General features: G+C 33.8%; 18 protein-coding genes and 1 other RNA gene. 15 read left to right on the forward strand and 4 right to left on the reverse strand.

Going from position 1 to position 19,083, the window contains the following annotated elements:
- The first annotated feature begins 116 nt into the window (after positions 1–116).
- The 7 genes from dnaG to C7P63_RS00380 all read left to right on the forward strand — a co-directional run bounded on the left by dnaG (position 117) and on the right by C7P63_RS00380 (position 7,837).
- Positions 117–1,994 (forward strand): DNA primase, encoded by a 1,878-nt coding sequence (gene dnaG / locus C7P63_RS00350; RefSeq protein WP_125942176.1) that lies wholly within the window; start codon positions 117–119, stop codon positions 1,992–1,994.
- Positions 1,995–2,009: 15 nt separating this feature from the next.
- On the forward strand, positions 2,010–3,122 hold the full coding sequence (gene rpoD, locus C7P63_RS00355) for an RNA polymerase sigma factor RpoD (protein WP_125942177.1): 1,113 nt from the start codon (positions 2,010–2,012) through the stop codon (positions 3,120–3,122).
- Between the two features lie 91 nt (positions 3,123–3,213).
- A complete protein-coding gene (locus C7P63_RS00360) occupies positions 3,214–3,930 on the forward strand; it encodes a tRNA (adenine(22)-N(1))-methyltransferase (protein ID WP_125942178.1) in 717 nt (238 codons plus the stop codon).
- The gene (locus tag C7P63_RS00365; protein ID WP_424580134.1) at positions 3,911–5,029 is read left to right on the forward strand and encodes a Nif3-like dinuclear metal center hexameric protein; all 1,119 of its coding nucleotides are present in this window, start codon (positions 3,911–3,913) and stop codon (positions 5,027–5,029) included. Before C7P63_RS00360 ends, C7P63_RS00365 begins: the two co-directional genes overlap by 20 nt.
- 143 nt (positions 5,030–5,172) lie before the next feature.
- On the forward strand, positions 5,173–6,408 hold the full coding sequence (gene pepT / locus C7P63_RS00370; protein WP_125942180.1) for a peptidase T: 1,236 nt from the start codon (positions 5,173–5,175) through the stop codon (positions 6,406–6,408).
- Positions 6,409–6,414: 6 nt separating this feature from the next.
- Positions 6,415–6,705, forward strand: coding sequence for a DUF1294 domain-containing protein (locus tag C7P63_RS00375; protein WP_125942181.1), 291 nt, complete (start codon positions 6,415–6,417; stop codon positions 6,703–6,705).
- 103 nt (positions 6,706–6,808) lie between these two features.
- On the forward strand, positions 6,809–7,837 hold the full coding sequence (locus C7P63_RS00380; protein ID WP_125942182.1) for a lysylphosphatidylglycerol synthase transmembrane domain-containing protein: 1,029 nt from the start codon (positions 6,809–6,811) through the stop codon (positions 7,835–7,837).
- 37 nt (positions 7,838–7,874) lie between these two features.
- On the opposite strand, the gene C7P63_RS00385 is transcribed toward C7P63_RS00380, so the two are convergent.
- Positions 7,875–8,894 (reverse strand): lactonase family protein, encoded by a 1,020-nt coding sequence (locus C7P63_RS00385; protein ID WP_165863731.1) that lies wholly within the window; start codon positions 8,892–8,894, stop codon positions 7,875–7,877.
- Between the two features lie 147 nt (positions 8,895–9,041).
- Here C7P63_RS00385 and C7P63_RS00390 point away from each other — a divergent pair, with 147 nt between their 5' ends.
- The 3 genes from C7P63_RS00390 (at position 9,042) to C7P63_RS00400 (ending at position 11,445) form a co-directional block, all read left to right on the forward strand.
- Positions 9,042–9,401, forward strand: a complete 360-nt coding sequence (locus C7P63_RS00390) for a PTS glucitol/sorbitol transporter subunit IIA (protein WP_125942184.1) — start codon at positions 9,042–9,044, stop codon at positions 9,399–9,401.
- A gap of 13 nt (positions 9,402–9,414) precedes the next feature.
- Positions 9,415–10,566, forward strand: a complete 1,152-nt coding sequence (locus C7P63_RS00395; RefSeq protein ID WP_125942185.1) for an AI-2E family transporter — start codon at positions 9,415–9,417, stop codon at positions 10,564–10,566.
- 327 nt (positions 10,567–10,893) lie between these two features.
- Entirely contained in the window at positions 10,894–11,445 is a 552-nt protein-coding gene (locus C7P63_RS00400; RefSeq protein ID WP_125942186.1) for a recombinase family protein, read from the forward strand.
- 44 nt (positions 11,446–11,489) lie between these two features.
- Here C7P63_RS00400 and C7P63_RS00405 read toward each other — a convergent pair whose 3' ends face one another.
- Complete coding sequence (locus C7P63_RS00405; protein WP_125942187.1) at positions 11,490–12,695, reverse strand: GGDEF domain-containing protein; 1,206 nt, start codon at positions 12,693–12,695, stop codon at positions 11,490–11,492.
- A complete protein-coding gene (locus C7P63_RS00410; RefSeq protein WP_125942188.1) occupies positions 12,676–14,226 on the reverse strand; it encodes an AcpB/EbpR/MafR family transcriptional regulator in 1,551 nt (516 codons plus the stop codon). Before C7P63_RS00410 ends, C7P63_RS00405 begins: the two co-directional genes overlap by 20 nt.
- Positions 14,227–14,469: 243 nt before the next feature.
- Here C7P63_RS00410 and C7P63_RS00415 point away from each other — a divergent pair, with 243 nt between their 5' ends.
- Together C7P63_RS00415 and C7P63_RS00420 are read left to right on the forward strand one after the other, a co-directional pair.
- Positions 14,470–15,150 carry a zinc metallopeptidase gene (locus tag C7P63_RS00415; RefSeq protein ID WP_125943040.1) on the forward strand — a complete coding sequence of 227 codons (681 nt, stop codon included), beginning with the start codon at positions 14,470–14,472 and terminating at the stop codon, positions 15,148–15,150.
- A gap of 59 nt (positions 15,151–15,209) precedes the next feature.
- Positions 15,210–15,545: a hypothetical protein gene (locus C7P63_RS00420; protein ID WP_125942189.1), complete on the forward strand. Its 336-nt coding sequence runs from the start codon at positions 15,210–15,212 to the stop codon at positions 15,543–15,545.
- Between the two features lie 50 nt (positions 15,546–15,595).
- Here C7P63_RS00420 and C7P63_RS00425 read toward each other — a convergent pair whose 3' ends face one another.
- The gene (locus C7P63_RS00425) at positions 15,596–16,477 is read right to left on the reverse strand and encodes a helix-turn-helix domain-containing protein (RefSeq protein WP_125942190.1); all 882 of its coding nucleotides are present in this window, start codon (positions 16,475–16,477) and stop codon (positions 15,596–15,598) included.
- Positions 16,478–16,551: 74 nt separating this feature from the next.
- Between C7P63_RS00425 and tadA the strand changes: the two genes are divergently transcribed.
- From tadA to dnaX, 3 genes are all read left to right on the forward strand, one after another.
- Positions 16,552–17,064: a tRNA adenosine(34) deaminase TadA gene (gene tadA, locus C7P63_RS00430; RefSeq protein ID WP_125942191.1), complete on the forward strand. Its 513-nt coding sequence runs from the start codon at positions 16,552–16,554 to the stop codon at positions 17,062–17,064.
- A gap of 39 nt (positions 17,065–17,103) precedes the next feature.
- Positions 17,104–17,190: signal recognition particle sRNA small type (gene ffs, locus C7P63_RS00435), an RNA gene on the forward strand.
- 149 nt (positions 17,191–17,339) lie between these two features.
- Entirely contained in the window at positions 17,340–19,082 is a 1,743-nt protein-coding gene (gene dnaX / locus C7P63_RS00440) for a DNA polymerase III subunit gamma/tau (protein ID WP_125942192.1), read from the forward strand.
- Position 19,083 lies beyond the last annotated feature (1 nt).

The raw sequence follows: 19,083 nt of genomic DNA on the forward strand, positions 1-19,083 counted from the left end.
AAAATTAAATCTTGTGCTATAATAGATTATGTAAATTTATGTACATTAATAAGAGGTCGTATGAAATTTGTTTCGTACGACCTTTGAATACTCTTAGTAGTCATTAAAAAGGAGGAATGAATGAAGTGCAACGTATTCCTCAAGACGTGATTGAGACTATTAGACAACAAACTAACATTGTGACGATTGTTGAACAATCTGTCCAATTGAAAAAATCAGGTAAAAACTATTTTGGTTTGTGTCCATTTCACGATGAAAAAACACCTTCATTTTCTGTAGCAGAAGACAAACAAATTTATTATTGTTTTGGTTGCGGCAAAGGAGGCAATGTATTTCAATTTATTCAAGATTTAGATGGGGTTACTTTTCCAGAAGCAGTTCAAAAAGTAGCAGATATCGCTAATGTATCATTAGACTATCAGTTTCAAACTGGTCCAAGTGAGTCTGTACCTGGCAATAGTTTAACGCATGAGTTATTGCAGATTCATGAAGAAGCATGCCAGCTGTATCATCACATTTTAGTTAATACAGAAGTAGGTTCAGAGGCTTTGGCTTATTTAAAGCAACGAGGTCTAACAGAAGAGCAAATTTTAGAACAAGAAATCGGCTATGCTCCTAATGAACGGAATTTATTAAAGCAAGTTTTAGAAAATAAAGGGATGTCACAACAAGGATTAGTCGAATCAGGTTTGATGATTGAAACTAAAACTGGCGAATTATTTGACCGTTTTTTCAACCGGATTATCTTTCCAATCCGTAATGATCAAGGAAAACCTATTGCTTTTTCTGGTCGTTTATTTGATCAACAAGTAGCAGATAAACGAGCTCCTAAATATTTAAATAGTCCTGAAACCAAGTTGTTTAATAAAAGGCAAGTTCTTTATAATTTTTCTTACGCTAGAGCCCATGCCCGAAAATTAAATGATTTATTTTTATTTGAGGGATTTATGGATGTGTTGGCAGCGAACCGAGCCAATGTTTTAGCAGGGGTTGCCTCGATGGGGACTAGTTTAACAAATGAGCAAATTCAAAAAATAGCTAAAATTGTAGACCAGGTGACTATTTGTTATGACGGGGATCAAGCAGGGATTGAAGCAACTAAACGAAGTCTTGAAACTTTCCAAACTCAAACCAAGTTAAAAGTCAATGTTCTACGGTTACCTGAAAAACTCGATCCAGATGATTATATCAAAAAATACGGAGAAACAGCCTTTTATGAATTAGCGACCCATCACAAAGAGACTGCCATGAATTTTTGGCTGTTCTATTATGAATTAGATAAAAATTTAACTAATGAATTAGATCAACTTCAATATATAGATGAGGTTTTAACGGAATTGGCTAAGTTAAATTCCGTGATTGAACGGGAAATGTATCTGAAACAACTAGCTGACCGATTTCATCTGTCAATTGAGAGTTTACAAGAAACATTGCAACAAAAGAAACAGGCTTTGCGTCGTCATGCAAAACAAGCTAGAGGACTAACACAGGCTCCTTTAACTGAAGAAGTCAATCATGCCATTAGTCAACCTGTATATGTGGAAAAAAATAACCTGACTTTAGGTGAAAAAGCTGAACAACGGTTACTTTACCGCATTTTAAATGAACCAAGTGTTGCTATGCAAATAGCGAAAGAACCTGATTTTTCTTTTATGCATGATACCTATCAAGAAATCTTTATGCACTTTCAAGATTACATGTTAACTCATACTGAATATGAAGAGGCGGATTTTATTAATTACGTCAAAGAAGGGGAGTTAAAACAAAAAATCATTGAAATTGCCTATTTAGATATACCTGAAACAAGTAGCGAGTTAGAACTTCAAGACTATCTAAAAGAAATTCGTTTAGAGCAATTACGCCAACGAAAAAACCAATTAATTGATAGTCAAAAAGAGGCTAAACGTTACGGAAATCAGGAACAAGAATTGGAAATAGCTTTAGAACTGTTTAATATTCAAAAGCAGTTAAATCAACAAAGTTTACAAAATTAAAGGGGGATTTCTTCAGTGGCAAAAAAAGTAGAAGAAAAAAAACCAGAATATAAAAAGGCGGTAACAGCTTTTATTAAAGAGTACAAACCTAAAGGTAGTGTGAATTATGACACTTTGACCAATGAATTAGCAACGCCTTATGAATTAGATTCTGATGGTATGGATAAATTAATTCAAAAAATTGAAGATCAAGGGATTAGTGTTGTTGATGAGAACGGTGAGCCAGCTGAAAGAAGTCTAAAAAAAGAAAAAGCAGTCAAAAAAGAAGAATTAGAAGACCTATCAGCACCTGCTGGAGTTAAAATTAATGACCCAGTTAGAATGTATTTAAAAGAAATTGGACGTGTTTCCCTTTTAACTGCAGATGAAGAAGTTGAGTTAGCCCTTCGCATTAAAGAAGGAGACCAAGAAGCAAAACAACAATTAGCAGAAGCTAACTTACGACTAGTAGTTAGTATTGCTAAACGTTATGTTGGTCGTGGCATGCAGTTTTTAGACTTAATTCAAGAAGGTAATATGGGTCTAATGAAAGCTGTTGAAAAATTTGACCATACTAAAGGATTTAAGTTTTCTACCTATGCAACTTGGTGGATTCGTCAAGCTATTACAAGAGCGATTGCTGACCAAGCTAGAACGATTCGAATTCCGGTTCATATGGTGGAAACAATCAATAAATTAATTCGAATTCAACGTCAATTGCTTCAAGATTTAGGCCGCGAACCTACTCCTGAAGAAATTGGAGCTGAAATGGACTTACCAACTGAAAAAGTTCGGGAAATTTTAAAAATAGCTCAAGAGCCAGTGTCACTAGAAACTCCGATTGGGGAAGAAGATGACTCTCATCTAGGAGATTTTATTGAAGATCAAGAAGCGACTAGTCCAGCAGAACATGCGGCTTATGAGTTATTAAAAGAACAATTAGAAAGTGTTTTAGATACACTAACTGACCGAGAAGAAAATGTGTTACGGTTACGTTTTGGTTTAGATGATGGTAAAACCCGTACCTTAGAAGAGGTTGGTAAAGTATTTGGAGTAACTCGGGAAAGAATTCGTCAAATTGAGGCGAAAGCTTTACGTAAATTACGCCACCCATCTCGTTCTAAACAATTAAAAGATTTCTTAGAATAGACTTAAACAAAAGGATGGATTTTTCCATCCTTTTTTCTATGTTATAATAAGACAACTAATAGAAAATGGAATAGAAAGTGTTGGGAAATTTATGAATGAAACAAACTTATCAAAACGGTTAGCCACAGTTGCTAAATACGTACCAAAAAATAGTCGCTTAGCTGATATTGGCTCAGATCATGCTTATTTACCAGCTTGGTTGATTCAACATGATTTAATTGAGGCAGCAGTAGCAGGAGATGTAGTTAAGGGGCCTTTTCAGTCTGCAGATAAATTAGTTAGACATTTAGGTTTAACTAATCAAATAGCGGTTCGACTAGCTGATGGTTTAGAGGCCATTGAAGAAAAGGACCAAATAGATGTTATTACAATTGCTGGAATGGGTGGCGCTTTAATTCGCGATATTTTGCAAAGAGGAAAAGAAAATCAGCGCCTATCAGGTCAAGAAAGATTGATTCTTCAACCAAACATTGGAGAAAAAATATTACGTCAGTGGTTGGTAGAAAATAATTATTACATCCTCTTCGAAGAAATTTTAGAAGAAGATCATAAGATTTATGAAGTGATCGTAGCTGAAAAACAATTAGATCCTGTTATTTATACTCCAAAAGAAATAATGTTTGGCCCTTGTCTAATAAAGGAGAACTCCCTTGTTTTTCAGAAAAAATGGCAACATGAATTAGGTCAAAAAAAACAAATTCTTAAACAATTACAAGCAGCCAACCAACCTTTAGAAGAAAAAGTTCAAGGATTTAAACAAGAAGTGACTTGGATTAAGGAGGTACTTAATATTGATGAAGGGGAATGAATTTATTCAACAATTTGAAAAAAAGTTTCCTTTAGCGTTAGCTGAAAAAGGGGATCCAGTCGGACTACATATAGGCACTCTGCATAAGCCAATTCAGCGAGTGATGATCACCTTAGATGTTAGACCAGAAGTGGTAGCAGAAGCAATAGCTAAAAAAGTGGATTTGTTAGTAGCCAAACACCCACCTATCTTTAGACCTATTGACCGCTTAGTCACGGATGATCCTCAAATCAAGATGTATGCAGATTTATTGAAACATGACATTGCAGTTTATGCAGCTCACACCAATATGGATATTGTGGAAGATGGCTTAAATGATTGGTTTTTAGAAGAACTAGGCATTAAAGTGACAGACTATCTGCATAAAACGCATGAGTTAGATCAAGGGTTAATTCAAGTGACGGTGCCTAAAAGTCACAGTCAAGTAGTTCGTGATGCCTTAGCTGAAGCTGGCGCAGGTAAGATTGGTAATTATGAACAGTGTAGCTATACATCAGTAGGAACTGGCCGGTTTACACCAATGTCAGAAGCTAATCCAACTATTGGAACAGTGCATCAAAGAGAAGAAGTAGCAGAAGAAAAAATTGAAATGGTTTTTCCAATTGACACTTTAGCTGAACTCATTAAGGCATTAAAGGAGAGTCATCCTTATGAAGAACCAGCTTATCAAGTGATTCCCTTAATGACTGGGAAAAAAAGTTACGGAATTGGGCGTGTAGGAGAATTAGCGACACCTATGCCTTTAGAAGAGTTTGTTAGTCATGTTAAAGAAGTCTTTGACTTACAAGGGTTACGGTTAATTGCCAATAATACTGATCGCTTAGTTCAGCGGGTAGGTATTTGCGGAGGAAGTGGTCAAAAATTTTATCCAGCGGCACTATCTAAAGGCTGTGATGTATACATTACAGGAGATGTTTATTATCACACAGGACATGATATGTTAACAGCTGATTTGCCCGTTATTGATCCAGGACACTATATTGAACAACTGTGTATTCCTAGAATTGTTTCTCTTTGTGAACAATGGAAAGAAAAACATCATTGGAATATTGAAATTATACCTTCCACAGTAAATACCAACCCATTTTCATTTCGATAAGTAAAGGAAAAATACGAATTGTTGGTTATTTTTAATGTTATTGAAAGCTTTTTCTAAAAAATTAACACAAATAGGAAATAATAGCTTATAATAAATAATAAGTAATAAGTATAAATAAATTTAATGATAAAGGGGAATGTGCAATGTACGAAAATTTAGTGCCAAGATTTATCAAATATGTTAAAACAGAAACCAGATCAAATCCAGAGAGTACTACGATTCCTTCAACGGAAACCCAAGTAGCATTTGCTCAAGAACTTGTTAAAGAATTAAAAGAAATTGGTATGAGTGATGTAAGATACAATGATAAAAATGGTTTTGTCACAGCCGAATTACCAAGCAATAGTGATAAAGAAAATGTTCGTAGTATTGGCTTTATTGCCCATATGGATACAGCTGATTTTAACGCAGTAGATGTAGCACCTCAAATGATTGAAAATTATGACGGTGAATCTGATATTAACTTAGGAGACGGAACTTATAAGTTAACTGTCAAAGATTTCCCTAACTTAGCAAACTATAAAGGTCAAACTTTAATCACTACAGATGGAACTACTCTTTTAGGTGCTGATGATAAAGCTGGTATTGCTGAAATTATGACTGGAATGGAAACATTAATCAACTCACCTGAAATTAAACATGGTAAAGTGAAAGTAGCTTTTGGGCCTGATGAAGAAATCGGAACAGGGGCAGATCATTTTGATGTAGAAGATTTTGGTGTAGATTTTGCTTTCACAATGGACGGTGGTCCTGTTGGGGAATTACAATTTGAAACCTTTAGTGCTGCTCAAGCAGACATTACGATTCATGGTAAAAATGTTCACCCAGGAACAGCTAAAAACACAATGGTTAATGCACTACAATTAGCTATTGATTTCCAAAATGCTCTACCTCAAGAAGAAGTTCCTGAAAAAACAGAAGGTTATGAAGGATTCTTCCACTTATTAGCTTTAAATGGTTCAGTTGAAGAAGCAACTATGCAATATATTATTCGCGACCATGATCGTGAAAAATTTGAAGCTCGTAAAGCGTTAATGGAACAAGTTCAAAAAGACTTAAACGCTAAATTAGATAGTGACCGTATCGAAATGAAATTATTCGATCAATACTACAATATGCGTGAAGTGATTGAAAAAGATATGAGTATCATTGACTTAGCTAAAGAAGCTTTTGTTAATTTAGGTATTGAACCAAATACTCAACCAGTACGTGGTGGAACAGATGGCTCTAAACTATCACAAATGGGCTTACCAACCCCTAACATTTTTGCTGGTGGCGAAAACATGCATGGTCGTTTTGAATTCGTTGCAGTAGAAAGTATGGAAAAAGCAACAGATGTAGTAGTTGAAATTGCTAAATTAAATGAGGCAAACGCGTAAGGTTCAATGTCAGTTAAAACACCGATTTATCTGTATTTATGTTTAGTTAATGTCTATCTATTTATTTTGATGGGGATTGACGCTCGTCAAGCACAAAAACAAAAGGAAAAAAAAGCTAGTTGGCGTGTGCCTAGTTGGCAATTTTTAACTCTTGGTTTAGCTGCCGGTGGCTTAGGTGGTCTACTTGGTACAGCTGTTTTTGATCATAAAAAAGATAGCAAAAGAACCATGTTTTTATTTCAACTAGGAGGCATTTTAGCCGTTATCTTTTTTGCCCGAGCAAAAGGCTGGTTATAGCCTTTTGTTAATCAAGTACTATCTGAAGCTCCTTATCTAGTTTACTAGATAGGAGCTTTTTTAGGTTTTATTGTTATAATAGAAGAGAAGGGAGGGAAAAAATATGAAGAAAAATCCCAAAACTCGTTTAATCCTTAATCTTATTTTTTTAATCATTATTTTTTTGCTGCTGTTTCTTTCATTTAAGGGGTCTTTAACAGAGATTTTTCAAGGAGTGATGGAGACTGAGAAGCACTTATTAGCCTTGGTGTTATTATTAGGAAGTTTATATATCCTTGCAGAAGGATTTAATTACCGGTTACTTTGTCGACCGTTTAGAGAGTCGTTTACCTATTTAGATGGTTTATTTACTTTTACTTATGGAGCTTTTTACCGAGTAATTACTTTTGGTACAGGCACATTAGTCGCTGAAATACTTTATTTAAATAAACGGCAACTTAAAACCACTCAAAGCATGGGAATAATGACGATTCATATGGTTCTTTATAAATTAGGTATTTTAGTTTTTAGTGTAGTGGGGTTTATATGGCAATATGATTATTTAAAGAGTCATGTAGCTTATACCATTCCGTTTATGATCTATGGTCTGTTAGCTACTTGTCTAGTTGTATTTGGATTATTATTTGTCTCTCTGAATGAAGTCGTCCATCAAAAGTTAGTGAGTTATTTGAAAAAATGGATGAAAAAACTAGCTTGGCGAGAACGGTTAGCTCTTATTGCTAGTAAATTAGAGGCCTTCAGGGTAACTATTCACACTTTACTAGCGGAGCCTAGATTAATGATAGAATTAGTTCTTTATAATATTGTTAGGCTGCTTCCATGGTACTCTATTCCTTATGTGTTACTTCAGCAGCATCCTACGATACACTATGCTCAAAGTATTGCGCTTATTTCAATGATTAGTGTTTTAGCAGGTATGCTGCCTAGTCCAGCAGGGATTGGTTCCTTTGAGTTTGTTTATTTATTACTGATGACTCCTTTAGTAGGGAAAATAGATGCTGCTTCTTCTCTTCTAGTTTATCGGTTTGCTACTTATGTTTTTCCAGCTTTAATTGGATTGCTTTATACGTTATATGACAAACAAAAAGAAATTCGTTCAGAAATGAAAGAAATCCAAAAAAAGAACCAATAAGGCCTGTTTTTAGGACAACTTATTGGTTCTTTTTTTATTATGATGGAAGGACACAGACACATTCAGGCGCTTCAATATCAGTTTGACAAAGCGTTAATTTACCAGTTTGAGAGTTTCGCTCAAACAAAGTTAAATTATCTGAATCTTGATGGCCTACTAATAAAAATAAATCTTCATGTGTTAAGTTAAAATCTCTAGGCGTTTTTCCTTCTGAACTAAGACGCTGAATAAGAGAAAGTGTTCCGTCAGGTTGAATAGAGAAGACAGTTATTACATCAGCTCCTCGAGTAGAGGTATAAAGAAATTTACCGTCTTGACTCATGCGAATTGCACCGCCACTAGCATCTTCAGCTGCATCAGATAAGTTAGCATACTGTTCTTTAACAGTTAAGGTTGCTTGCTCTTTATCATAGGCTAAACAAGTGACTGAATTGTTTAACTCTCCAATGACATAAAAGAAAGGTAAAGTTGGGTGACAAAGGATATGTCTTGGGCCAGAACCTGGTGTAACTGATGTAACAGATAGTTGTTTAAAAGTTAGGTCGGCTGTTAAGTCATAAAGATAAATTTTATCAGTACCTAAATCACAAACGATAATATTACCATCAGGAGTTAAATCAATGTAGTGAGCATGGGAACTACTTTGATTTGGATGAGGACCATTGCCTGTGTGCTCTACCGTATCTCGCAGCACAATACCACCATTTTCTAGGATTTGATACACCTTAATATCACCAGTATGATAATTAGCTGAAAAAACAACTTGTCGCTTATTATCGACAGATACATAACAAGGAGGAGCTCCTTTAGTTGTTACCTTATTAATGAAATGATAGCCTTCTTTTTGAAATTGATAAGCTGCAATACCACCATTTTCTCCGTCTTTTGTCACAGTATAGAGACAGTGCTGGTGACTAGTGGCTAAGTAAGTTGGATTATTTTCAGGTAAAATTAAAGTAACATCTGTCACTTTTTTTTGAGTCGTGTCTAAAAGTGCTTGATAAATACCTTGACTTGTTCGGCGTGTATATGATCCTAACATTATTTTTTCAATCATCATTAAATCCCTTCTTTCCTATTTATCTTTTTAAGTATAGCATATTCTAAAAGATAGGTATAAATCTACTTATTTTAGTCGTCAAAATATAAGTGTGTGTCAGAATATGATACAATGTGAGTAAATAAAAAAAGGAGTTGTTCTTTTATGAAACAGGCAAAAATTATTAGCATTGGACCTAAAGCGATAGATTCTCATGAAAATATTTTAATTTTGTTTGGTGAAGAGGTTACTGATACTCTCCGTGAATTTTCTATTATTCAGGAACTAGACGAGTCAGAAAAATTAGTATTAAAAACAGGTAGTCAGATTAAATTTAATGATCAAACTTATGTAGTAGAACAGGTGGGAGCTTCTGCCAATGAACACCTTAATAGCATTGGACATATTTCTGTGATTTTTGATAAAAGTCCAAAAGAAGACTTATTAGGAAGTAGCAGTGTGTACGTGTCCCCCTATCGTTTACCAGATTTATCTGTGGGAGACATGATTACTTATGTGGAATAAAGGAGGGGTTTAAATGCTTCCTGATAATAATAAACCAACATTTTCTTGGTTTTGGAAATGGTTTTTAGACAATAAAGGGGTATCTATTTTGTCTGTTACCTTGCTAGCTTTTTTAAATATTTTAGTCTTTACTAAAATATCTTACGTTTTTCAACCTATTTGGCAATTTTTTACCATTGTAGGTTTTCCAATTGTTTTTGCAGGGATTCTTTTTTATTTTTTAAATCCTTTAGTTAATTGGTTAGAGAAAAAAGGAGTGCCAAGAGTCGCAGCTATTTTTATTATTTTTGTGGTTATTATTGCCTTAATTGTATTAGGGGTGATTGTGATTGTTCCTAAAATAAAATCGCAAACACTTAGTTTTATTAACAATTGGCCTGATTACTGGGAAATTATTAAAGACAAAACAAATGAAGTTATTAGCTGGCCGATTTTTGCTCAGTACGCTGATCAATTAGAAAAAGCGAGTGAAAATGTATTTGATTCTATTACTAATGTGGTTCAAAATCTATCAAAAGGGGCTTTCCAAGGGATTGGTAGTTTAGTAGGGAAAGTAGCTAATGTGGTAGTCACGTTAGTTACCATGCCTTTTATCTTATTTTATTTACTAAAAGATGGGAAAGATATCCCTGCATATTTGATTCAATTTTTACCAACGAAAGCTAGAAAACCTACTTTAAATGTTTTACTGGATATTAATAAACAAGTGTCCATGTATATTAGAGGACAACTAACCGTAGCTTTAACAGTAGGAATTATGTTTATGATAGGATTTAGTATTGTCGGACTAGACTATAGTGTTACTTTAGGAATTCTGGCTGGTTTCTTGAACTTGATTCCTTATTTGGGTTCAGCTTTAGCAACTATTCCAGCTATCTTATTGGCATTAGTTCACGGTCCTAGTATGATGGTAAAAGTTATTTTAGTTTTTATTATTGAACAATTAATAGAAGGAAAATTTGTTTCTCCACTTGTATTAGGTAGTCAACTGGAAATTCATCCTGTTACCATTATTTTTGTTTTATTAACTTCCGGTAAATTGTTTGGTATTATCGGAGTTGTTTTAGGAATTCCAGGTTATGCGGCCTTAAAAGTGTTAGTTACTCACTTGTTTAATTGGTATAAACAGGTATCTGGTTTGTATGAAGAAGATAAACAATTGTAATAGATATGGTACTTATAAAGTGATAGTTCAGTGAACTATCACTTTTTTCTCATTTAATTTTAATCTAACGTGGTCAAAAAAAATTCACATTTTTTTAATAAAATAGTTATATTTATCCAATATATCCCTTTGACAAGTAAGGGTTTATATTATTTATTATAGTTATATAAGTTTTTTATTTTTTCCTAATTATCAAATGTTACATATATATGTGCAAAGGATGGTCTAGAATTCATTATACGAGTTTTATATACTAATAATCGTCACGATGAAAGAATATAACGTATCTTTTTTAGAACAGTACAAATTAGGGAGGAATGAATAGTTATGAGTAAAATCGGATATGCTTTTGCAACAGAAGATAAAAGTTATTTATCCAAACAATTAGAAAGTTTAGGGAAATATGGGTGTGATCGAATCGTTTTAGAAACTGTTACAGGAAAAGGCGCAACCCATCCTGAATTAGATGAAGCGATTGAAACAATGGAGCAAGGGGATGCTTTAATTGTTCATGAGTTGATCTGTTTAGGTAAATCGGTTATCCAATTAGCTGACTTTTTAGCTGAATTAGATGAAAAAGAAATCAAATTAGTAGTGTTAAACCGTGCAGCAGAACTTCAAGAGATGGATGAAGAATTATATACAACGATGATTCGTCGTATTGCTGGTATGGAAAAAACTATTATTCGTGAAAGAACATCTCGTGGATTAGAAGAAGCTAGAAAACAAGGCCGTATTGGGGGACGTCCTCGTATTTCTGAAGAAACAATTGAAAAAATCCAATTCTTATATAAAAATAATAAATATACTTTACGTCAAATTGCTGAAGAATGTAACATTTCTTTAGGAACAGCGTACAAATATACACAAAGTAAATAAGTTAAATAAAAAAAGCCTATTGTCCTTTTAGACAGTAGGCTTTTTTAGTAATCATTATAACCGTTAACCACTTGATTTTTCCCTTGGTTCTTAGCTTGATATAGAAGTCTATCCGTAGCTAGTACAGCTTTATCAAAGGGAATCGTTTTTTCAGGGGATTCTGGGAAAGTTAGATAGTTGACTCCCATTGAAATATGTAAAAAGTAAGGATGGGAATCTAGTAAAACAGGTACTGTCCGAAGCTCATCTAAAATAGCGGCCACTTTTTCTCTGGTTTCTTGATGAGAACAGTGGGTAAACATAATAGCGAACTCATCTCCTCCCACTCGAAAGGCAAAATCTTTATTAGCAGTTAAATGTTTTTTTAGTAAATCTGATAAATGTTTCAAGGCTTTATCTCCGTTGATATGCCCATAGTGATCATTTATTTGTTTAAAATTATCGATATCAATTAAAGAGATAGCCAGTTCACTTGTATGTGTGGTTAATTGAAAGTTTTCCAGATATTCCAAAAACAAATGAAAGGACTCTTTATTATAAAGTTGGGTGTCTGTGTCAAAGGTAGCAGATAAACGATAGACATTAAAGGACTTTGAAACACTAATAGAGGTACAGACAATATAGGTGGTAATTAAAAAAACGGAAGAAAAAAGAATCGCATATTCAACAAATCGCCAGTAATAAGGAGATGTTAATAATATGGGAAAAACAAAGAGAATGGAAAAAAATTTAATAGTTAGAAAACTAATTAAAAAAGAAAAATGTCTTTTCCAAACACTTCCGTTAATTTTCTGAATGTAAATACTCACAACAAAGAGTAACACAGTCAACAGCATATGATTAATGTAATCTGTTGTAGTAATAAAACCAATTCCCATAATGAAAGCGATAGATTTTAACAAAATAATAGTAAGGGTAGTCGCTAAGCCAGTTAAAGGATTACCAAAAGTAACAGAAAAATAGATAAAAATGTAGCGCATATCTATTTGTGGAATAGGGCCTACTAAAATAGTTCGATTAAGGGATAGAACAATGCTTAAAAAACCAAAAAGCACGCCAATCAAGACTTGTTTAGGTTTGCCTAGCACATGGGGAAAATGTTCTAAGTTAAAAGAAAAGTAGCGTCTATTTTGGGTGGTTTGTTTTTTTAGGTAAACAAAGTAAAAAGATAAGGTAGAGCCAATAATAACCGACATGTTAATGATTAAAGAATTTAATAAATCAATCCATTTATTCATCTGTGTCAGCATAATAACTATCACCTACTTCAGCTAATTTCTGATTCAATAGATTGGTATCAGGTGGCAAGTGGTGAATTTTATTCACGGCACATCTAATTTTTTTCCAATCTTGATTGGAAGGAATGGCGTCCACGACTATGACCTTGTCTTCAGGTAGATTACTTTGTAAACAAGTAGTAACAAAGTAATCATAGGGTTCTAATTGCAAAAGATTTAGTTGATCTAAAAAAATCACAGACTTCTGGTAAGGTTCTACTTTGGTTTTATGTTCAAAGTTATAATTAATCATATCAGCTAAAAGTTTTGCATGTTCACTACCTAAATTACTAATGGTAAGAATGTGAGCTTTGGCTTTTTTATTTTCTAAAATAGTGGGCAGATTTTGCCATTTAATAAGCAAAATATAAATGATAAAGTGACGAAATTCTGAAAACCACAAAAAATGAGTGCTTTTTTCTAGTTTTTCTAATTCTTTAAAAATAATATGAGTAAACGTTGGATACTTTTCTTCAATAGCTTGGGCTGTAAATTGATATTGATCAAATAAAATAAAATTAGCAAATGGATAATTTAGATAGTAAAGATACTGATGTAAAATAATATGAATGATTTGTTCTTTATTGGTTATTTCGATATCAATATCGAATAAATAGGCAATTCGGTTCATAAATTTTTGTAATAGTTTTTGTACAGATAAGGTATCAATTTTTTCTAGCCAAGTTTTTCTTAAAAAATAAATGGAGTTAACCACTTCTTCTAATAATCCGTCTAAATCGCTAATATGTAACGGGCTTACCAAGTCACTTAATAAAAGTTGAATGTCTTTTAAACAGTGTAATTGGTAAGTAGTTAAATGGTCAGATAAGGGCATCTTTTCCTCAGAAGGTAAGGAAAGCCCTTGACTATAACGAATACAGGTAACGGCTAAAATATAGCTAAGATACATCAACTGCACATCATCATAAGAAAAACCAATCATCTCATAGATAGCTTGACTAATGATGATAATTTTTTCTTTTTCTAAAATAAAAGGCCAGTCGTGTAATCCATAAAGTTCATAAAAAAAGGTTGTATAAAAATAACGGACGTACAATTCTTTATGGTTGGTAAGCTGACAAGGCCTTTTTTGAATAGTTAAGTCGTATCGTTCTAAACTGTCTGCTAGTTGATTAGCAATCCGGTAAAGAGAGGATTCACTGATAAACATACTTTCTTCCCAATCCTCTAAGTTTCTATTCGGATCAAAAAAGATATTTTCAAGGAGAGAAAAAGAATCAGAACGCTGGAAAACAGCATTGTAAACAATTTGTACATGACTGCTTTGTGGTGTCACTAATCTTACGCCATTTTTTTTGGATGTTTCTATTTTAAAATAGGCTGCCCAATGTTGTTTTAAGTAATTTAAATCATTATTAATGGTTCTTAAAGAAGCTTGATTAAGTTGAGCTAATTCGGTAGAACTAATCCAATTAGCGGCACGGTTGAGTTGTTCTAAGATATTCAATCTTCTTTTTGTAGCTGAGTCTAAAAGTTCGCGCATAGTAACCTCCAAAATAAATCTTAAGCTTAACCTTATGATAAAAAAGGCTAAGCTAGTCTTAATTTTAAGCTTTTTTTGAACAAATTACAATATAGAACCTTATGAGTCATTCACAGAGATAAAGTCAAAAGGGGAGCAGATAAAAGTTGTCAAAGTATTTTACAGGATAAAAAAACAGTTTCATGATAAAATAAAGTGAGACAGAGTGAAAGGGGGAAGAAAGTGTTTACACCATTTTATTTGATGATGGATCCTACCTATATGTTAGTGTTAATTGGCGTAGGTCTATCTTTAGGTGCATCCATCCATGTTCAACGGACCTTTGCTAAATACGGGGAATACCGTACTAAGCATCATATTACAGGAACAGATGCAGCTAGGTTGATCTTGGAAGAAGCTAATATACGAGATGTAATAGTTCAGCCAATTGCTGGAGAGTTAACAGATAATTATAATCCCAGTGATAAAACATTAAATCTATCACAATCTGTAGCTCATTCCACATCTGTTGCAGCAGTTGGAGTAGCTGCTCATGAGTGTGGTCATGCGCTTCAAGATCATCACCATTACTTTCCATTAAAACTACGAGCTAGTCTTGTTCCTATTGTCAATGTTGGCTCTAATTTAGCTTTGCCACTTATTTTATTAGGCTTGTTTGTGGGACAAAAATTAGTCACTATTGGGATTATCTGTTTTGCTACAGTTTTCTTGTTCCAGTTGGTTACCTTGCCAGTTGAATTTAATGCATCTAGACGGGCTTTGTCTGTGTTAGAGGCGCAACAAGTGTTAACCGATAGTGAACTGAAAATGGCTAGACAGGTCCTTATTGCAGCTGCTTTAACCTATGTGGCATCTGCAGTAGCAGTTTTGTTACAATTACTCCGTTTGATTTTGCTTTTTGGAAACAATAATAACCGAGATTAATGTATTCTTTGTTAAAAAGTGTTATAATAAACCTAGTATAATTGTTAGGAGATGAAGAAATGAAAAAATCAACAAAAGTATTGATTGGTGTAGGAACAACAGTAGCAATTAGTGGTGCCGTTATTTATGCAGTTTCTGATTCCTTAATAGGTGCTGTATCAGGAGTTAAAAATCGGTATAAAGTGAAACAATTTGTTCAAGATAGTCTAAATGGCAATGAAAAAATCTTAGGTATTGTAGATGATTTATCAGATGATGAAGTAGCTTCTGTAGCAAATATCATCGGTAAGATTAAAGAAGGTCGCCAAAAAATCACTGTAACAGGTAATAATGTCAAAGAAGCCACAGACGAAGCAAAACGAGTTCTTATGAATTTCGTTGAAGGGATTATGTAAGAAATTTTTATCAAGTGCCAAAAAGACAACCTATTTAGGGTTGTCTTTTTTTATATGTTAGATGATTGTTGAATTAGTAAGCAATAAAGTAAAGCAAGAGCGTCCATATCTTTAACTGAAAGACCAGTTTCTTCTTCTAATTTATCTAATCGGTAATTGAGTGTATTGCGGTGCATAAATAACTCTTTAGCAGTAGAACTGATATTTCCTTTATGTTTCCAAAGAGCTAAAATAATTGGGGTTAAATCTGCAAATTGATTTAATTTTTGTTGCAAATGTTGGAAGAGATAGCTTTCCTTTAATTTATCTTGAGTTAAATAATGGAGGGCTACATCTTGTAAACGAAAAACTGAGTGAGATAGCATGAAGCTTTCTTCTTGTTTAAATAAATGCAACTCTTCTAAAAAATAAGTGTGAATAAAAGAAGATAATTGAAAAAATTCCCCTAAATAAACTTGAACTTTACACGAAAAATCATCTTCTAACGTAAGTAAAATACCAGTTAATTCATCTAAATCGTAAACAACAGATGTTTGTTCTTCTACTAAAACTCCTCGTAAATCTTCGTAAAAAAATACATCAGCTACTTTAGGAAACATCTCGCTTAGTCCAGTCATCCAAGCTGATTTTTCAGCCCAGGTATAATCATCTAATAAACGAAAATGAATAAACCGGTAAGATTTGTCATTAGAAATGGGCACTTCTTCTTGGAATAAATAGCGGTACCAAGAGTGATGGTTTAAGTGATTGTTAGTTGTTTCTGTTGGTTTAGCTAAAGTAGTTAGTAGTTCTTTTTCACTAGCAGTTAAATCCTTTAAAGGAATGGCAAACCAACTAGGAGATATATAAATTGCTAGGAGATGAGGATCAGTGGGCTGTGTTTCAAATACTTTTCCTTGAGGATAGATACGACGTAACTCTTCTAAGGTCAAAAAAATTCCTCCGTTCTGCGACTATTTTTTTGCTATTAATCATAGTATACTACAAAGGAAAGTGGGGGGATGATATGAAACCATTTAGTTCTTCTTTTACCGCAGAAGAAAAAGATTATTTTATGCAACAAGCAATAGCTGAAGCTAAAAAAGCCTACCAACTAGGAGAAGTGCCAATTGGTGCAGTGGTAGTCTATCAAAAAAATATCATCAGTCGGGGCTATAATTTAAGAGAAAGTACTCAAGACGCTACAACTCATGCAGAGATGACTGCTATAAAAGCTGCTTGTCAATCAGTTGAAAGTTGGCGGTTAGAAGAATGTCAATTGTTTGTTACGTTAGAACCTTGTGCTATGTGTAGTGGGGCTATTTTATTATCCCGAATTGAAGAAGTTTATTACGGAGCGAAAGATCCTAAAGGTGGAACAGTAGGATCTTTTATGAACTTATTAGAGGATGATAGAATGAATCATCAAGCTTATGTAGAAACAGGAATCAGAGAAGAAGAGTGTGGATTATTGTTGACTAACTTTTTTAAAGAACTGCGCCAAAAAAAGAAAGAAGCAAAAAAAGCTAAAAATAACTAGCTTTTTTAGATAGGGTATAGTATACTAATATTTGCCGTAAGGCTAGGGCAATGGTGGGCCTACTAAGCGTGTCAGGTCCGGAAGGAAGCAGCACTATGTGGGTGCCATCATGTGCCTGATTAATAAGTTAACTCAGTCAATTAGAAAACATTCTAATTGGCTTTTTTTATGGTGAATAAAGGATAGTTAACTAAAGAGCCTGGTTTTTATATGGTATTTTGAGCTATGATAAAGTATAATGAAATTTAGTTAATTTTTTAGAGAGGAAGATAGAAATGGCCTATCAAGCCCTATATCGTGTATGGCGTTCACAACGTTTTGAAGATTTAGTGGGTCAAGAAATGATCACACAAACATTAAAACAAGCAATTGTTCAGAAAAAAACCTCTCATGCTTATTTATTTACCGGTCCTAGAGGAACTGGTAAAACTAGTGCAGCTAAAATATTTGCTAAAGCGATTAATTGTCAGTATAGTCAAGACGGTGAACCTTGTAATGAATGTGACACTTGTAAAGAAATTACAGAAGGTCGTTTAAATGATGTTATTGAAATTGATGCCGCAAGTAATAACGGAGTGGAAGAAATTCGGGATTTACGGGAAAAAGTTAAATATGCTCCTACTCAAGCTGCCTACAAAGTATACATTATTGATGAAGTTCATATGTTATCGACAGGCGCTTTTAACGCCTTGTTGAAAACCTTAGAAGAACCTCCTAAAAATGTGTTATTTATTTTGGCAACCACTGAGCCGCATAAAATACCTGCTACTATTATTTCAAGAACGCAGCGGTTTGATTTTAAACGAATTCAAATAACTGATATGGTTAAACATATGGCTCATATTTTAGAAGAAAGCCATATTGCCTATGAAGAAGCTAGTTTACCAGTTATCGCCCGAGCAGCTGAAGGTGGCATGCGAGATGCTTTGAGTATCTTAGACCAAGGAATTTCCTTTAGTCAAGATGTGCTCACTTTAGAAGATGCTATTCAAGTAACTGGTAGTTTAACTAATGACATGATGGATAATTATTTAACCTGTTGTCAAAAACAAGAGACCAGTCAAGCTTTGATCGTTTTACATGAATTATTAAATGAAGGAAAAGAAAGTAGTCGCCTTGTGGAAGACTTACTTTTATATTGTCGTGATTTGTTGATTTACAAACAAGCACCAAGTTTACTTGAAACACAAACCGGTACCGTAACAGAAGTGTTTAAAGAGCTTGCAAGTGAGATGGATTCTTCTGCTATCTACCAATATATTGATTGTTTAACTACTACTCAACAGGATTTGCGTTTTTCAACTTATCCAACGGTTCAACTAGAAGTATTGACAGTGAAGTTATCCCAAATTACTGTCTCAAACAATCACCAAGTTAGTCAAAATTCAGTGGTTTCAGCAGAAGAAGGTAGCTTATTAAAACAACTTCAAGAGCAAGTTAAAGATTTACAAGCTCAGGTGGCTAAACTAACTAATTCTCAGTCTAATGTGACAACAGAGAAAAGAAAAGAAAGTCGACCAGCGATTCATTCAGCTAAACAAACCACTTACCGGTTTCCAAAAGATCGTATTTTGCTTATTTTACAGCAAGCGACAAAAGATCATTTGTTGCAGATGAAAGATATCTGGCCAGACTTATTAGCTAGTTTATCAGTAAATCATAGAGCTATGTTAAAAGCGGCTGAACCAGTTGCAGCTAGTTCAGAAGGACTAGTTATTGCTTTTGATTATGAGATTTTATGCTACCGAGCAAATGAAGATGAGGAGTTACAAGAACAAATAAAAACTAGTTTGTATCGTTTATTAAAGTATGAACCAGATTTATTATGTGTTCCAGTGGATCAATGGTTACCGTTTAGAAAAGAATTTATTTTGAAACATAAAGATGAATTATTAGCGCAAGCAGAAGAAAATGAACCAGTTGATATACCGGAAGATGTTTTAACTGAGGCAGAAAAAACGACACAAGAGGCAGTCCATTTTTTTGGTGAAGCCCATGTTGAAATTATAGATGATTAAA

Origin of the sequence: Vagococcus humatus (genome assembly GCF_003950325.1) — a bacterium.
Lineage (GTDB): Bacteria > Bacillota > Bacilli > Lactobacillales > Vagococcaceae > Vagococcus_C > Vagococcus_C humatus.

What these genes read in the sequence shown, in the direction of transcription:
- dnaG (WP_125942176.1), top strand. Translation starts at nt 117, where the DNA reads ATGAATGAAGTGCAACGTATTCCTCAAGACGTGATTGAGACTATTAGA.
- C7P63_RS00410 (WP_125942188.1), bottom strand. Translation starts at nt 14,226, where the DNA reads ATGCGCGAACTTTTAGACTCAGCTACAAAAAGAAGATTGAATATCTTA.
- C7P63_RS00415 (WP_125943040.1), top strand. Translation starts at nt 14,470, where the DNA reads ATGATGGATCCTACCTATATGTTAGTGTTAATTGGCGTAGGTCTATCT.
- C7P63_RS00405 (WP_125942187.1), bottom strand. Translation starts at nt 12,695, where the DNA reads ATGCTGACACAGATGAATAAATGGATTGATTTATTAAATTCTTTAATC.
- dnaX (WP_125942192.1), top strand. Translation starts at nt 17,340, where the DNA reads ATGGCCTATCAAGCCCTATATCGTGTATGGCGTTCACAACGTTTTGAA.
- C7P63_RS00360 (WP_125942178.1), top strand. Translation starts at nt 3,214, where the DNA reads ATGAATGAAACAAACTTATCAAAACGGTTAGCCACAGTTGCTAAATAC.
- C7P63_RS00395 (WP_125942185.1), top strand. Translation starts at nt 9,415, where the DNA reads ATGCTTCCTGATAATAATAAACCAACATTTTCTTGGTTTTGGAAATGG.
- C7P63_RS00385 (WP_165863731.1), bottom strand. Translation starts at nt 8,894, where the DNA reads ATGATTGAAAAAATAATGTTAGGATCATATACACGCCGAACAAGTCAA.
- C7P63_RS00375 (WP_125942181.1), top strand. Translation starts at nt 6,415, where the DNA reads ATGTCAGTTAAAACACCGATTTATCTGTATTTATGTTTAGTTAATGTC.
- tadA (WP_125942191.1), top strand. Translation starts at nt 16,552, where the DNA reads ATGAAACCATTTAGTTCTTCTTTTACCGCAGAAGAAAAAGATTATTTT.
- C7P63_RS00390 (WP_125942184.1), top strand. Translation starts at nt 9,042, where the DNA reads ATGAAACAGGCAAAAATTATTAGCATTGGACCTAAAGCGATAGATTCT.
- C7P63_RS00420 (WP_125942189.1), top strand. Translation starts at nt 15,210, where the DNA reads ATGAAAAAATCAACAAAAGTATTGATTGGTGTAGGAACAACAGTAGCA.
- pepT (WP_125942180.1), top strand. Translation starts at nt 5,173, where the DNA reads ATGTACGAAAATTTAGTGCCAAGATTTATCAAATATGTTAAAACAGAA.
- C7P63_RS00400 (WP_125942186.1), top strand. Translation starts at nt 10,894, where the DNA reads ATGAGTAAAATCGGATATGCTTTTGCAACAGAAGATAAAAGTTATTTA.
- C7P63_RS00380 (WP_125942182.1), top strand. Translation starts at nt 6,809, where the DNA reads ATGAAGAAAAATCCCAAAACTCGTTTAATCCTTAATCTTATTTTTTTA.